Below are 16015 nucleotides of genomic sequence, written 5' to 3' on the forward strand. Positions count from 1 at the left end.
AATAAAATGTGGCGTGCAACGGCAGCGTTGGCACATAAGAACAACAATAACAGGTTAACTGATGACTGCAGTTTCACAGCTTAAACAACAAGCGTTGCCGCAGCATGTGGCAATTATCATGGATGGTAACGGACGCTGGGCAGAGCGTCAGAGCAAGCCCCGCGTTTGGGGGCATAAAAAAGGCGTTGAAGCGGTTCGCCGTAGTGTCAGTTTTTGTCGTGAATTAGGCATTCCTTCTTTAACGCTGTTCGCTTTTAGCAGTGAAAACTGGCGGCGACCCGAAGAAGAAGTCAGTACGCTGATGCAACTTTTTATGCTGGTGTTACAAAAAGAAGTCAAATCCCTGCATAAAAATAATATTCGCCTGAAAATTATTGGCGATTTATCTGCATTTAGCGATAAGCTGGTACAAAATATTAAAAAAGCAGAAGCTCTTACCGCCGCTAATACTGCAATGACGCTGAATATCGCAGCAAATTACGGTGGTCGTTGGGATATCGTTGCCGCAAGCCGGCAACTGGCTGAACAGGTACAGCAGGGAAAACTCACCCCCGCTGAGATTACCGAACAGTTAATGGCTCGCGAAATACAAATGGCCGATCAGCCAGAGTTGGATTTATTAATTAGAACCGGTGGCGATTTACGCATCAGCAATTTTTTATTATGGCAAGCTGCCTATGCTGAGTTATGGTTTACTGAAACCCTCTGGCCTGATTTTGACCAACAAGTATTTTCTGAAGCGATAGCTACCTTTATTAACAGAGAGCGACGTTTTGGTTGTACGGGTGCCCAGATCCGAGAGCTTGCTGCTGAAAATAAAGGATAATAATATTGTTTAAGCAACGCGTGATCACCGCATTAATCCTTGCGCCTTTGGCGCTGGCTGCGGTCTTTTATTTACCTTTGGTCGGCTTTGCCGCGGTATTATCTGCGGCTTTTTTACTGGGCGCATGGGAATGGAGCGGCTTTTGTGGTTTAGCCGCTCGGCGTATTAGAGCCAGTTATGTCATCTTAACTGCGCTTATTATGCTGTGCTGGTACAGCCTAGTGTCATTTAGCGAGCCCTTGAGTAGTAATCTACTGTTATTCAGTTTGTTATTGCTCGGCGCAGCCTGGTGGACGTTGGCTATCGTCTTAGTGTTAACCTTTCCAAACAGTCAAACCTTGTGGGCCACCAGTGGCGTTAGACGCGCACTGATGGGCTGGTTCACACTGTTACCCGCTTGGGCGGCTTTAATTTTCATTCGCGGCATGCATTATGATGAAACACCCTTTTACGGCGCTTGGCTAATTTGTTGTTTACTTGGCTTAGTGTGGGCTGCGGATATTGGTGGCTATTTGGTCGGAAAACCATTGGGTCGCACCAAATTACTGCCCAAAGTGAGCCCAGGGAAAACGCTGGAAGGCATGCTCGGTGGTTTAGTTTTTGTCTTGTTGATGGTCACTGCGCTGTTAGCGTGGCTGGAGAAAACCGATCACAGCTTGTACTGGTATGTGGCTGCCGTGTTACTTACCGTGTTATCGGTGTTCGGTGATTTAAGCGAGAGTATGTTTAAGCGTGTAGCGGGCAAAAAAGACAGTGGGGCTTTCTTACCCGGGCACGGTGGTATCTTAGATCGCATTGATAGCTTAACGGCGACCGCACCGGTGTTTGCACTGATGTTGGCCTTTTTAGGTAAACAGTTTTTATGAAGCAAGTGGTTATTCTGGGGGCAACAGGGTCGATTGGTTGCAGTACCTTATCGGTATTAGCTGAGCATCCCGAGCAATTCCAGGTATTAGCATTAACGGCTGCCACCGGTGTCGACAAATTATTGCAACAATGTTTGGCGGTGAGACCGCGTTTTGCTGCGATGCAAGACAGCGTTGCGGCTGCAGAGCTGGCGACACAGTTAAAAGCAGCGGGCTTATCGACTGAGGTGTTAAGCGGCGAAGCTGGCTTAGTAGCATTAGCCGGGCATCCAGACGCTGATATCGTCATGGCCGCGATTGTCGGTGCTGCGGGCTTACTACCAACCTTGGCTGCCGTCGAGCAAGGTAAAACGGTACTTTTAGCCAACAAAGAAGCCCTAGTGATGACCGGTGAGTTGTTTATGCAAAAGGTGGCCGCCCATGGTGCCACTTTATTGCCGATAGACAGCGAACATAATGCGATTTTTCAATGCCTGCCGTTAGCTTTCCAGCAAAATACCCAGCAAGCCACCTTGCAGCAGTTTGGTATTTCTCGCTTGTTACTGACGGGCAGTGGTGGGCCTTTTCTGACTCGTCCGTTAGACACTTTTGGGCAGATTACGGTGGCTGAGGCGGTTGCCCATCCTAATTGGAGCATGGGGCAAAAAATCTCAGTCGACAGTGCGACCATGATGAATAAAGGCTTAGAGTTTATCGAGGCGCGCTGGCTGTTTAATTGCCAGGCCGCGGATATTCAAGTGGTGATTCATCCGCAAAGTATCATTCATTCGATGGTGCAATATACCGACGGCTCGGTGTTAGCACAGCTGGGCCAACCTGACATGCGCACGCCGATTGCCCATGCTTTGGCATTCCCATCGCGGATCAGTAGCCCTGTTCCACCCTTAGATTTCTTTAGCTTACAGTCATTTACCTTTGAGCAAGCCGATGCAGCACGCTATCCAAACCTGTATTTAGCGATGGATGCTTGCGCCGCAGGTCAGGGGGCAACAACAGCACTGAATGCGGCTAATGAGGTGGCCGTGGCGGCTTTTCTTGCCGGAAAATTAAGCTTTAACGGTATCCATCAGATTAATGCTTCATGCCTCAATCGCTTCCTAACCTATCAAGCGCGCGCGCTGGATGATATATTGGCGCTCGATACCGAAACACGAGCCTATGCTCGGCAGTTGTTGGAGAGGGGTTAATGTCGGCTTTTTTGTTGAATGCGCTGAGTTTTGTGGTCGCGCTAGGTATTTTAGTCACCGTTCATGAATTTGGTCATTTTTGGCTGGCACGTAAAAATGGCGTGCTGGTAAAGCGTTTCTCTATTGGCTTTGGCAAAAGCTTAGTGCGTTGGCGTGATCGTCAAGGTACTGAATTTGTTATCGCTGCTATTCCGCTTGGCGGCTATGTGCAAATGCTCGATGAGCGAGTCGATCCTGTTTTGCCACAATTTAAAGATCTCGCCTTTAATCATAAAACGGTTTGGCAGCGCATCTCTATTGTGGTCGCGGGCCCAGCAGCCAACTTTATTTTTGCCATTTTCTTGCTGTGGGTGATGTATCTTATTGGTGTGCCGGAAGTCAAACCGGTGATCGCGCAAGCCCAACCGCAATCTATTGCGGCACTGGCCGGGGTGCAGCAAAATGAACAATTGCTGGCCGTTAATGGTCGACCCTCACGCGATGTTCGCACAGCTAACTTACTGTTAGTCGAACAATTAGGTCGTTCTGAAATTCGTTTAACCTTAGAGCACACCGAAACGGCTAGACAGCGCGAAGTGGTGCTCGATACGCGCGATTGGCAATTTGATCCTGAAAGAGATTCTGTTTTCCAAAGTTTAGGTTTGTCGTTATTGCTGCCGCAGCCTACCACTACCCTGGCGATGATCTCCCCAGGCTCTGTTGCCGACGCTGCGGGTTTGCAAGCGGGCGATATCATTTTGGCTATTGATGGCCAGCCCATCAGTGCTTGGAGCGAAGTGGAGCAGGCGATAAAAAATCAACCCGAGCAAACTTTGCGTTTTCTGCTGCTGCGGGATAATCAGCAACTGACACTCGATGCAACGCCCGCGTTAACGCAAGACAGCGCTGGTTTTAGTTTAGGGGTGTTGGGCGTGGTACCTACCGTGTCACCTTGGCCTGAGGGCCTGCGTTATACCCAACGCTATGGGGTGTTTGCTGCGATGGCTGAAGGGTTAAATCAAACCTGGCAGCTAACACGGCTCAGTTTTGCCATGGTTGGCAAATTATTAACCGGCGATGTGTCGGTAAAACATTTGAGTGGTCCCATTTCGATTGCACAAGGTGCTGGAAGCTCCGCCAGTATTGGCCTGATCGCGTTTTTGTCTTTTATGGCATTGATCAGTGTTAATCTGGGCGTAATCAATTTATTGCCCTTACCTATTTTGGATGGAGGCCATTTAATGTATCTTGTGGTGGAACTAATACGCGGTAAACCTGTCTCTCAGAGAGCGCAGGATATAGGTTTTCGCTTCGGTGCTTTAGTCCTGCTAATGTTAATGGGAATTGCGCTGCTCAACGATATTTCTCGTTTGTAATAAACTAATCATAAGTAGTTCAAATAATGACAATTAAACGATTAGTAGCTGCGATCTTGCTTGCTACAGGCAGCAACTCGGTGCTTGCTGAAGAATCTTTTACCGTACAGGATATCCAGGTCGAAGGCCTGCAACGTGTTGCACTGGGTGCGGCACTTAATAACCTGCCTTTCAACATTGGTGATACCGTGACAGACTTTGCTTTGTCGCGCAGTATTCGTACGCTATATAGCGCCGGTCACTTTGATGATATTCGGGTATACCGTGATGGTAACACCGTTATTTATCGGCTGCGCGAGCGTCCAACCATCAATAATATCGAGTTCAAAGGCAACAAAGATATTAAAGAAGAGCAGCTAAACGAAAGTCTTGCTGGTAATCGGATCCAAGTGGGAGAACCGCTTGATAAAACGATCCTCAAAAATATTGAAAACGGCTTAACTGAGTTTTACCACGGTGTGGGTAAATATCAGGCTAAGGTTGAAGTCAAAGTCACCTACCTGCCGCGTAACCGCGTTAATCTTGAGTTTGCCTTTGAAGAGGGCGATGCCGCTTCCGTGCGTCAAATCAACATCGTCGGTAACCAAATCTTCCCGAATGAAGAATTGCTTAGTGTTGTTGAATCAAAACAAGATATGCCTTGGTGGCGTTTTTGGACTTCGGACCGCTATCAAAAGCAAACGCTGCAAGGTGACTTTGAAAAGATCAACAGTTACTACCTTGACCGCGGTTACCTGCGCTTTAATATTGACTCTTCACAGGTGGCAGTTAGCCCAGATAAAACCGCTGTTTATGTCACCATGAACGTGACAGAAGGCGAGCAATACAACATTAGCGAAATTAATTTCGTTGGTGATTTGATTGGGCAAGACGAGGTCATTAACGCCATTTTACCTTTGCAAAAAGGCCAGCTGTATAACGGCGCTTTAGTCACCTTCACCGAAGAAAACATTGCCCGCTTCTTAGCGCGTTTTGGCTATGCTAACTCGAAAGTCCGCACGATTCCGACCATTGATGATGACAAAAAAGAAGTGGCGTTAACCATCAGTGTCGATCCAGGTAAACGCGTTTACGTGCGTCGTATTGATATTAAAGGCAATGCCAGCACTAAAGACGAAGTTATTCGCCGCGAATTACGGCAGATGGAAGGCGCTTGGTTATCTAACGACTCGTTAGAGTTGTCAAAAGAGCGTTTACAACGTCTGATGTACATTGAAAAAGTCGACTTTGCCACCTCACCGGTGCCAGGTGTTGATGATTTAGTGGATATTGGTTTTACTATCAAAGAGCAACCATCAGGCAGTTTTAATGCGGGTGTGTCTTATGGTAGCTTCCAAGGTTTGTCGTTCCAGATTGGTGTGGAACAAAACAACTTTTTAGGCTCGGGTAACTCAGCCGGTATTAATCTTAATACCAACAAGTACCAAAAGAGCGTGACGCTTAGCTATACCGATCCGTACTATACTTTGGATGGCATCAGCTTGGGCGGTCAGGTATTTTATTCAGACCTCGACTACAGCGGTACTTCATCTAACCTTGAAGCCTACAACCGTAGAAGTTATGGCGTCGGCGCTAACGTCGGTTATCCAATTAACGAGCGTAACCGCTTAAACTTCGGTGCCAGTGTTTCAGTTAACAAAATCAATCAGATTAACGAATATGACCAGTTACGTCATTTCCGTGCGGTATTGTTAGATGCGTCTAATCCAGACGGTGGTTATGATTTCACTAACTTTGAATTAAGTACGTCGTGGATGCACAGTACGTTAAACCGGGGTTTATTCCCTACCGCAGGTCGGATGATGAACTTATCATTGCGCGCCACTACGCCGAACTCTGACTTGCAGTACTTTAAAACTAACTTTGAAGCGCAGCAGTATGTGCCACTGAGTAATGATCATCAGTGGTCATTCCGTGCCAAGTTCGAATTAGGTTATGGTAATGGTTACGGTGATAAAGATGGTTACGATTACACCTTACCCTTTACCGAAAACTTCTACGGTGGTGGTACTAACTTACGGGGTTTTGAAAACCGTATTATCGGTCCTCATGCTATCTTCCGTTCTACCAGTTCAGTACCGGGTGTACCTGATCCTATAGGCGGTAGTATTGCCTTCCCTGGTGATGTCAGTAACGACTCCTACCAAGTGTCGCAACGCTCGATTGGTGGTAATGCGATGGCGATGTTGACGCTGGAATTAATTACCCCCACGCCATTTTTAAAAGATGAAAATCGTAATTCAGTGCGAACCAGTATTTTTGTTGATGCAGGTAACGTCTGGGACACAGAATTTGATATTAATCGTTATGCCAATTTGGTACAGTTCATCGCGAGTGATCGTGATCCTGCACTCATCGATTATTCTGATCCTAGCTTGATAAGAGCAACAGCAGGTATATCGGTACAATGGATTTCACCTATGGGGCCTTTGACCTTTAGTTTGGCGAAAATCATTAAGAAATACGACGGTGATTTACAAGAAAACTTTAGTTTCAATATTGGTACAACTTTCTAGAACATGATAGGAAATAAGATGTTTAATTCAAATCTTTTTAAATCTGCAGTATTTGTTGTAGTGGCGATGCTTTATACCGGTAATGCACAAGCTAAAGAAGTAAAAATTGGTTTTGTTGATGTAGCCGCTGTTGCAGCGAGTATTCCGCAAGCCGCGCAAGTGCAAGAGACGATCAAAAACGAGTTCGCCGCTAAAATTGCTGAAGTGAACAAGTTAGAAACCGATATCAATTTCAATATTGAGAAATTGCGTCGCGATGGTCCTACCATGAGCGAAAAGCAACAAAAAGATTTAACAGAGACAGTTAATAATCAGCGTCAACAGTATGAAACACTGGCACGCCCTCTGGATGAGCAAATTCGTCAGCGTCAAACAGAAGAGCGTAACCGTATTCTTGGTCTGATTAAAGCCGCTATTGATGTGGTTGCGGCTCGTGAAAATTTTGATGTAGTGTTAAATGCAACTTCAGCAGTTTATGCTAAACCAGAATTTGATATCTCTGAAAAAGTGATTCAACAGGTCGGCAAGGCGAAATAATACTGTGATGCTACTCTCTGTTTTAGCTGAAAAGCTTAATGCAGAACTTAACGGAGACGCCGCTTGCGGCGTTTCTGCTGTTGCCTCTCTAGAAAAAGCCGGCCCTGGCCAGTTGAGCTTTTTATCTAACAGCAAGTTCCGTTCATATTTAGCCGATACTCAGGCCAGTGCGGTGCTGATTAAAGCTGCAGATTTACCTTTCGTTGCCCCCGGAGTAAACAGCTTAGTGGTGGCCGATCCTTATGTTGCTTTTGCTAAAGCCGCACAATTATTTGATACCACACCTGACACAGCAAAACTGGGTATTGCGCCAAGCGCTGTAATTGATGCCAGTGCTAATATTGCCGCTGATGCCCATATCGGTGCCAATGCTGTTATTTCGGCTAACGCGAAAATTGCGGCAGGGGTGCAAATTGGTGCCGGCTGCTTTATCGGCGAAGGCACAGAAATTGCCGAAAATACCCGCCTGTGGGCCAATGTTACCGTTTATCATGGCGTAAAAATTGGTGCCCGCTGCGTTATCCAAAGTGGTGCGGTTATTGGTGCAGATGGCTTTGGCTTTGCCAATGAGCGTGGCCGTTGGTTGAAGATCCCACAAACCGGCGGTGTGCGTATTGGTGATGATTGCGAAATCGGTGCGAATATCTGTATTGATCGTGGTGCTATCGACGATACGGTGATTGGTAATAATGTTATTCTTGATAACCTTTCTCAAATTGCCCACAACGTCGTCATTGGCGATCATACGGCCATTGCCGGCGCAACAACTGTTGCCGGCAGCACGACTATTGGTCGTTACTGTATTATTGGTGGCGCAGCTGCCATTAATGGTCATATTTCTATCTGTGATGGTGTGCATATTTCAGGAATGGCGATGGTCATGAAATCCATTTCTGAAAAAGGCATCTATACTTCAGGTTTGCCAGCAACAACGAATGCCGAATGGCGAAAAACGACGGCGAAATTACGGCAAATTGATCAGCTGTATCAGCGCGTAAAATTATTGGAAAAACAATTGGCAGCAGCAGACGGTTCTGCTGATAGCGCCTTAGAGGATTAATTTTGGCTAACTCACTTAATAGCCTGGATGTTCAGGAAATCATGGCCTTGTTGCCACATCGCTATCCATTTTTATTAATTGATAAGGTGTTGGATTACACACCGGGCGTGTCATTGACTGCGCTGAAAAATGTCACCATCAATGAGCCTATTTTTACCGGGCATTTCCCCGGCATGCCAATCTTCCCAGGTGTACTGATTTTAGAAGCCATGGCGCAAGCTACCGGGATTTTAGGTTTTAAAACGGCAACAGAACGTTCAGAAAATGAATTATATTTGTTTGCTGCCATTGACGAAGCCCGTTTTAAAAAACCGGTCGTGCCCGGTGATACCTTAATTTTAGAAGTGAAATTTTTAAAGGAACGTCGCAACATTTGGAAGTTTTATGGCGAAGCAAAAGTCGACGGTCAAGTCGTATGCAGCGCTGAACTCATGTGTGCCAGAAGAGAGATGTAACGTGATTCATCCTACCGCAGTAATTGAAGCCAGCGCTAAGCTTGGACAAAATGTAAAAATAGGGGCCTTTTGCTACGTCGGTCACGATGTGGTGTTAGGCGATGACTGTGTGTTAGAAACGCACGTTGCCATTAAAGGCCCTGCTAACATCGGTAAAGGTAACCACTTTTTCCAATTCGCCAGTATTGGTGAAGCTTGTCAGGATAAAAAGTACAAAGGTGAACCGACAGAGCTGATTATTGGTGATTACAATGTGTTCCGTGAAGGCTGCTCAGTGCACCGTGGTACGGTGCAAGATCAAGGTAAAACCATTATCGGCGATCATAATTTATTTATGAACACTACGCATATCGCGCATGACTGCGTGATTGGGAACAATATCATCTTCGCCAGTGGTGCTCAGGCAGCGGGGCATGTGCATGTTGGTGATTGGGCCATTTTAGGCGGCATGACAGGCGTACATCAATTTGTCAAAATTGGCGCACATAGTTTTTGCGGTGGTGGCTCTATTGTATTAAAAGATGTCCCTCCTTATTTAATGGTGCATGGTGCTCCTTGTGTGCCTGCCGGTATCAATACCGAAGGCCTAAAACGTCGTGGCTTTAGCAGCGAAGCGTTGTTAGAAATTCGCCGCGCTTATAAAGAAGTGTACCGCAAAGGCCTAACCGTGCCACAAGCATTAGAAGCCTTAGCTGAAAAATCAGCTAGTATGCCTGAAGTGAAATTATTTACGGATTTCATTGCAGACGCCAGCCGTGGTATTGCTCGCTAGCCTGAGCATTTAACCGTGCTGTGCTGCGAATAAAACGCTCTGCCTGCTTGTAAGGGGCAGAGCGTTTTTGTTATTACTGCGTTTTACTGAAGCGGATTAGCGGTTAAGATAGCCGTTATAGCGCATCGCATGATCGATAGACACTTACAGGAAGCACTTGCCCGGATATGGCTGAACACGACTTACCCGTTACCCCCGTTATTAAATTTGCCTTAATTGTTGGCGAGCACTCTGGCGATATCCTTGGCGCGGATCTGATTGTTGCCTTAAGACAGCGCTATCCCCACGCCGAGTTTTTCGGCATAGGCGGTCCACGCATGCAAGCTGAGGGCTTTCAAGCTTTATTTGATATGGAAGAGTTAGCGGTGATGGGCTTGGTCGAAGTGTTAGGCCGTTTACCGCGTTTATTACAAGTAAAACGGCAAATTGTCAGCGCCATTTTACAAGATAAGCCGGCGGTGTTTATTGGTATTGATGCCCCTGATTTTAATTTGCCAGTCGAATTGGCATTAAAACAACAGGGCGTAAAAACCGTGCATTATGTTAGCCCGTCAGTTTGGGCCTGGCGGCATAAACGTATTTTTAAAATTGCCAAAGCAACCAACATGGTGCTGGCATTACTGCCGTTTGAAAAAGCGTTTTATGATAAGTATCAAGTACCCTGTACCTTTGTCGGGCATACCTTAGCCGACTCGATGCCGTTGCAAGTGGACAAAGCGTCGGCTAAGCAGGCATTAGGTTTAGATCCGTCGCGCCCAGTATTGGCGATTATGCCGGGCAGTCGTTCCAACGAAATTAACTTATTAACTGCTGATTTTCTCAAAGCGGCGGCTGAGTTACAGCAGCAACGCCCAGAAATACAATTAATTACTAATATGGTGACGACCGCCAAAGCCACTTTATGGCGACAATTAAAAGCGGAGCATGCTGCCGACTTAGTGGTAACTGAATATATCGGCCAAGCACGCCAAGTCTTACTCGCTGCTGATGCTACCTTTATTGCTTCGGGCACCGCCACTTTAGAAGCCTTATTAGCCAAATGTGCCATGGTGGTAGGGTATCGGACTAATTGGCTCACCTTTCAAATCGCCAAGCGTTTGGTTAAGTTGCAATATGTTAGCTTACCTAATTTATTAGCGGGTAAAGGCTTAGTCACCGAGTTACTGCAAGATGATCTTAACGTAACGGCCTTGGTGAGTGCTATGCAGCCGTTGCTAGCCGAGCCGTCTATTGAACTACAGCAAGCGTATTTAGCGATCCATCAACAATTAAAGCAGCAGGCGAGTCAAGTGGCGGCAGCCGCAATCAGTGAGGTAATGGCAGATGTTTGAGTATTCTCGGCCAAAGGTAGAATGGATTGCCGGTGTAGATGAAGTGGGCCGTGGCCCTTTAATTGGTGCGGTTGTTACCGCTGCGGTGATTTTAGATCCCGCGAAGCCGATTAAGGGGTTAAACGATTCCAAAAAACTATCAGAGAAAAAACGCCTGCTATTAGCCGAAGAAATTAAAGAAAAGGCTCTGTGTTGGGCGTTAGGCCGAGCCGAGCCAGCAGAAATTGATCAGCTTAATATTCTGCATGCCACCCTGTTAGCTATGCAGCGCGCAGTGGCCGGTTTAGCGATTACACCACAATGGGCCTTAATTGATGGTAATCGTTGCCCTGCTTTAGCCATGCCCGCGACAGCAGTAGTGAAAGGCGATAGTTTGGTGCCAGAGATCAGCGCTGCCTCCATTTTAGCCAAGGTGGCACGCGACGCTGAAATGCAGCTGCTGCATCAGGCTCATCCGCAATTTGGCTTTGCGGATCATAAAGGTTACCCTACCGCTGCGCATTTAGCCGCAATTCAACGATATGGCATTTTACCTGAACATCGGCGCAGCTTTAAACCTGTGCGGTTAATAGTGGAGCAACACGCTCAGCAGACAGGCCAGTGCGAGGTTACAGCGCGATGAGCGATCCGGCCTTTATCCATTTACGGGTGCATAGCGACTTTTCGATGATCGATGGCGTCGCGAAGATCAAACCTATTGTTAAAATGGCGGCAGGTTTGCAGATGCCAGCCTTAGCCTTAACCGATCAAATGAACATGTGTGGTTTGGTCCGTTTTTACAGTACGGCGCACGATGCGGGTATTAAACCGATCATTGGTGTGGATTGCTGGGTACAACATCCGATCTTTCCCGGTGAGTTAAACCGGTTGTTGTTGTTATGCGCTGATAACGTGGGTTATCAAAATCTGACTACCCTGATCTCAAAAGCCTATTTACGCGGCCACATCGATGGCAAACCGCAGTTAGATCATGATTGGTTGATTGAACATGCCGCGGGCCTGATCGTGTTATCCGGTGCCAAAGATGGCTTACTCGGCAAAGCCTTGCTAAAAGAGAACCCGGGCAGTGTGCAACAGCTGGTCAGTTTTTATCAGCAGTATTTCCCTGAGCGGTTCTATATTGAATTATGCCGCACTGGCCGAGCAGAGGAAGAGCGGTATATTCAAAAGGCCATTGCCTTAGCCGAAGCAGAAGATTTACCCGTGGTCGCCACTAATGAAGTGGTATTTTTAAAAGCCAGCGATTTCCCTGCCCACGAAATTCGGGTGGCGATCCATGATGGTTTCACCTTGGATGACAAGCGTCGTCCGAAAAACTACTCAGAGCAGCAATACTTACGCACTGCAGCTGAGATGCAGCAGCTGTTTGCTGATATTCCTGAAGCCTTGGAAAACAGCGTAGAAATTGCTAAACGCTGTAATGTGACGATTCGTTTAGGCGAATATTTCTTACCGGCGTTTCCCACCGGTGGCATGTCAGACGCCGATTTCTTAGTGATGAAATCGCGCGAAGGCTTAGAGCACCGTTTATTGCAACTGTTTCCAGATGAACAAGTCAGAGCCGCGCAGCGTGTCGGCTATGATGAACGGTTGCAAATTGAATTAGACGTGATCAACCAAATGGGTTTCCCTGGTTACTTTTTGGTGGTAATGGAGTTTATTCAATGGAGCAAGGATAATGACATTCCGGTGGGCCCTGGCCGGGGCTCAGGGGCGGGTTCGTTAGTTGCCTATGCATTGAAAATCACCGATCTTGATCCTTTGGAATTTGACCTGCTATTCGAGCGTTTCTTAAATCCCGAGCGGGTATCGATGCCTGACTTTGACGTCGACTTCTGTATGGATCGCCGAGATGAGGTGATTGAACACGTTGCCGATATGTACGGCCGAGAAGCGGTGTCACAAATTATTACTTTCGGCACCATGGCGGCGAAAGCGGTGATCCGCGATGTCGGTCGGGTCTTAGGCCATCCTTATGGGTTTGTTGACCGCATTTCGAAACTGATCCCGCCCACGCCCGGCATGACCTTGGAGCAAGCGTTTAAAGAAGAACCGCGCTTACCTGAGTTATATGACTCAGATGAAGAAGTTCGTGATCTGATTGATATGGCAAGGCAGTTAGAAGGGGTAACCCGTAACGCCGGAAAGCATGCGGGTGGTGTGGTTATCGCCCCAACAAAAATTACTGATTTTTCACCGCTTTACTGTGATGAGCACGGTCAAAACCCGGTCACCCAGTTTGATAAAAACGATGTGGAATATGCCGGTTTAGTGAAGTTCGACTTCTTAGGTTTACGTACCCTGACTATTCTGCAATGGGCGGTCAATATGGCCAACGCCCGTTTGCAAAAAGAAGGACGTGCGCTGGTCGATATTAATAGTATTCCACTGGATGACCGCTACAGCTTTCAACTGCTGATGCGAGCTGATACCACGGCGGTATTCCAGCTAGAATCGCGTGGGATGAAAGATCTGATCCGACGCCTGCAACCTGACTGTTTCGAAGATATGATTGCCTTGGTGGCATTATTCCGCCCTGGTCCATTGCAATCGGGCATGGTTGATAACTTTATTGACCGTAAACGTGGTCGTGAAGAAATTTCATACCCCGATGCCACTTGGCAGCATGATTCGTTAAAAGTTATTTTGGAACCGACTTACGGCATTATTCTCTACCAAGAGCAGGTTATGCAGATCGCGCAGGTGCTGTCGGGTTACTCATTGGGCGGCGCCGACTTACTTCGCCGCGCCATGGGTAAGAAAAAACCGGAAGAAATGGCGAAACAGCGCGATACCTTCCAAGAAGGTGCCGCCAAAAATGGCATTGATCCGGAATTGGCGATAAAAATCTTCGATTTAGTAGAGAAGTTCGCCGGCTACGGTTTTAACAAGTCGCACTCTGCCGCTTATGCCTTAGTCTCTTATCAAACGTTATGGATGAAGGCGCATTATCCCGCCGAATTTATGGCGGCGGTGATGTCAGCCGATATGGATAACACCGATAAGATTGTGACCTTGGTTGATGAATGTGAGCGAATGAAGCTGACCTTGATCCCACCTGATGTTAATGCGGGCCAACATAAGTTTACCGTGAACGAGCAAGGTCACATTGTGTACGGTATTGGCGCCATCAAAGGTGTCGGAGCCGCCCCTATTGAAGCCATTATCGAGGCCCGGCGTGAACACGGTGAATTTAGTGATTTGTTTGATTTTTGTGCTAAGGTAGATCTGAAGCGTTTAAATCGACGCGTGATGGAAAAATTAATTTTAGCCGGTGCTATGGATCAATTAGGGCCGACGCGAGCTAAACAACATCCTGGGCCGCAACGCGCTATTTTAATGGCTAATTTGGAAGAAGCCATGAAAGCCGCCGAGCAACATGCTAAAGCGCAAGCGGTTGGCCAAGATGATTTATTTGGTTTACTCGGTGGCGCCGAAGATGAACCCGGTACACAAAGCCTGAGAATGGTGCCGCTGTGGTCTGATGAAGTCTGGTTAGAAGGCGAGCGGGAGACGCTGGGGTTATATTTAACCGGCCATCCGATAAATCGCTATCTTGATGAAATTAAGCACTACACCAGTTGTCGCTTAGTCGATTTACAACCAACGAAAAAAGATCAAAGCGTGCAAGTCGCAGGTTTAGTTGTGTCTGTGCGAGTTATGATTAACAAAAAAGGTCGGCGCTGGGCTATTGTGACCTTAGATGACAAATCTGCCCGCTTAGATGTACGATTTTTCCCAGAACAGCTGGAAACTTTCGAGCAATTGCTACAAAAAGACCGAATTTTACTGGTGAATGGACAGGTCAGCTTTGATGATTTTAACGGTGGCCTTACAATGTCCGGCCGCGATGTCAGCGAAATTACCGCGATGCGAGAAAAATCGCTGAAATCTCTGAATATCACTGTACAATCGACGCAGATTGATCAGAATTATCTGGAAAAGTTAAAACGGGCGTTAGCCGAGTATCAAGCTGGCACCGTGCCAGTACATCTTTGGTATCAACGCGAGGAAGGGCAGGTTAGACTGCAGTTAGGGACAGCATGGTGGGTCACGCCCACAGACGCTTTGTTGCATCAGTTACGACAAATGGCAACAATAGAATTGGAATTTAATTAATTAGGTAGTGATAGTCGATGATGCTGAATTATTTAGAGTTTGAGCAACCTATTGCTGAACTGGAAGCAAAAATAGACGAATTACGCAATGTCAGTCGCAATGGCGATTATGATCTTGGGTTAGAAGAAGAAATTAACAAATTAAAAGAAAAAAGCCTGACGCTGACCAAAAAGATTTTTGCGGAATTAGGTGCCTGGCAAGTTGCACAATTAGCGCGCCATCCTCGTCGGCCATATACCTTTGATTATCTTCGGCATATGTTCACCGATTTTGATGAGCTGTGTGGCGATCGGGCTTTTGCTAATGACAATGCGATTGTCGGCGGAACGGCCCGTCTTGGTGAGCAAGCGGTGATGGTCATCGGCCATCAAAAAGGTCGCGATACTAAAGAAAAAATCCGTCGTAACTTTGGTATGCCAAGACCGGAAGGCTATCGCAAAGCCTTACGCTTAATGGAAATGGCCGAACGCTTTAAATTACCGATCATTACCTTTATTGATACGCCAGGTGCATATCCAGGTATCGGCGCTGAAGAGCGCGGTCAATCTGAAGCCATTGCCCGTAATTTAAAAGTGATGGCCGGTTTAAAAGTGCCGGTGATCTGTACGGTAGTGGGTGAAGGTGGTTCTGGTGGTGCTTTAGCTATTGGCGTGGGTGACAAAGTGAATATGTTGCAATACAGCACGTATTCGGTTATCTCGCCAGAAGGCTGTGCCTCTATTTTATGGAAAAGCGCTGAAAAAGCGCCACTAGCGGCTGATGCTATGGGTATTACTGCCGGTCGGTTAAAAGAGCTAAAATTAATTGATGAAGTAATTACTGAGCCACTAGGTGGCGCCCATCGCTCGCCAGAGCAAATGGCCAGCACCTTAAAGCAGGCTTTACTGCGTGACTTAGAGAAGCTACAAAAACTTAGCACCGCAGAATTACTAGAAAAACGCTACAAGCGTTTAATGTCTTACGGTTATTGTTAAGCATAGCTAGCTGAGGA

13 protein-coding genes are annotated in these 16015 nt (G+C 46.9%); all 13 read left to right on the plus strand.

Annotated elements, in window-relative coordinates:
- Window positions 1-61: 61 nt before the first annotated feature.
- The 13 genes from uppS to accA all read left to right on the plus strand — a co-directional run bounded on the left by uppS (window position 62) and on the right by accA (window position 15998).
- Window positions 62-826, plus strand: a complete 765-nt coding sequence (uppS, locus tag LMJ53_RS07515) for a polyprenyl diphosphate synthase (RefSeq protein WP_226749732.1) — start codon at window positions 62-64, stop codon at window positions 824-826.
- A gap of 5 nt (window positions 827-831) precedes the next feature.
- Window positions 832-1692, plus strand: coding sequence for a phosphatidate cytidylyltransferase (locus tag LMJ53_RS07520; RefSeq protein ID WP_229585494.1), 861 nt, complete (start codon window positions 832-834; stop codon window positions 1690-1692).
- Window positions 1689-2879: a 1-deoxy-D-xylulose-5-phosphate reductoisomerase gene (gene ispC / locus LMJ53_RS07525; protein ID WP_229585495.1), complete on the plus strand. Its 1191-nt coding sequence runs from the start codon at window positions 1689-1691 to the stop codon at window positions 2877-2879. The genes LMJ53_RS07520 and ispC overlap by 4 nt, the downstream gene beginning before the upstream one ends.
- Window positions 2879-4234: a sigma E protease regulator RseP gene (gene rseP / locus LMJ53_RS07530; protein ID WP_229585496.1), complete on the plus strand. Its 1356-nt coding sequence runs from the start codon at window positions 2879-2881 to the stop codon at window positions 4232-4234. The genes ispC and rseP overlap by 1 nt, the downstream gene beginning before the upstream one ends.
- Before the next feature lie 26 nt (window positions 4235-4260).
- Window positions 4261-6750 (plus strand): outer membrane protein assembly factor BamA, encoded by a 2490-nt coding sequence (gene bamA / locus LMJ53_RS07535; protein ID WP_229585497.1) that lies wholly within the window; start codon window positions 4261-4263, stop codon window positions 6748-6750.
- An 18-nt stretch (window positions 6751-6768) separates the two neighbouring features.
- Complete coding sequence (locus tag LMJ53_RS07540; protein ID WP_226749737.1) at window positions 6769-7287, plus strand: OmpH family outer membrane protein; 519 nt, start codon at window positions 6769-6771, stop codon at window positions 7285-7287.
- Window positions 7288-7294: 7 nt separating this feature from the next.
- Window positions 7295-8347, plus strand: coding sequence for a UDP-3-O-(3-hydroxymyristoyl)glucosamine N-acyltransferase (lpxD, locus tag LMJ53_RS07545; RefSeq protein WP_229585547.1), 1053 nt, complete (start codon window positions 7295-7297; stop codon window positions 8345-8347).
- A 2-nt stretch (window positions 8348-8349) separates the two neighbouring features.
- Window positions 8350-8802, plus strand: coding sequence for a 3-hydroxyacyl-ACP dehydratase FabZ (fabZ, locus tag LMJ53_RS07550; RefSeq protein WP_226749739.1), 453 nt, complete (start codon window positions 8350-8352; stop codon window positions 8800-8802).
- A 1-nt stretch (window position 8803) separates the two neighbouring features.
- Window positions 8804-9574: an acyl-ACP--UDP-N-acetylglucosamine O-acyltransferase gene (lpxA, locus tag LMJ53_RS07555; RefSeq protein ID WP_226749740.1), complete on the plus strand. Its 771-nt coding sequence runs from the start codon at window positions 8804-8806 to the stop codon at window positions 9572-9574.
- Window positions 9575-9741: 167 nt separating this feature from the next.
- Window positions 9742-10905, plus strand: coding sequence for a lipid-A-disaccharide synthase (gene lpxB / locus LMJ53_RS07560; protein ID WP_229585498.1), 1164 nt, complete (start codon window positions 9742-9744; stop codon window positions 10903-10905).
- Complete coding sequence (gene rnhB, locus LMJ53_RS07565) at window positions 10898-11527, plus strand: ribonuclease HII (protein WP_229585499.1); 630 nt, start codon at window positions 10898-10900, stop codon at window positions 11525-11527. The genes lpxB and rnhB overlap by 8 nt, the downstream gene beginning before the upstream one ends.
- Window positions 11524-15024: a DNA polymerase III subunit alpha gene (dnaE, locus tag LMJ53_RS07570; protein ID WP_229585548.1), complete on the plus strand. Its 3501-nt coding sequence runs from the start codon at window positions 11524-11526 to the stop codon at window positions 15022-15024. Before rnhB ends, dnaE begins: the two co-directional genes overlap by 4 nt.
- 17 nt (window positions 15025-15041) lie before the next feature.
- Window positions 15042-15998 carry an acetyl-CoA carboxylase carboxyl transferase subunit alpha gene (gene accA, locus LMJ53_RS07575; RefSeq protein ID WP_226749743.1) on the plus strand — a complete coding sequence of 319 codons (957 nt, stop codon included), beginning with the start codon at window positions 15042-15044 and terminating at the stop codon, window positions 15996-15998.
- The last annotated feature ends 17 nt before the right edge of the window (window positions 15999-16015 follow it).

Origin of the sequence: Rheinheimera sp. UJ51 (assembly GCF_020819615.1) — a bacterium.
Classification (GTDB): domain Bacteria; phylum Pseudomonadota; class Gammaproteobacteria; order Enterobacterales; family Alteromonadaceae; genus Alishewanella; species Alishewanella maricola.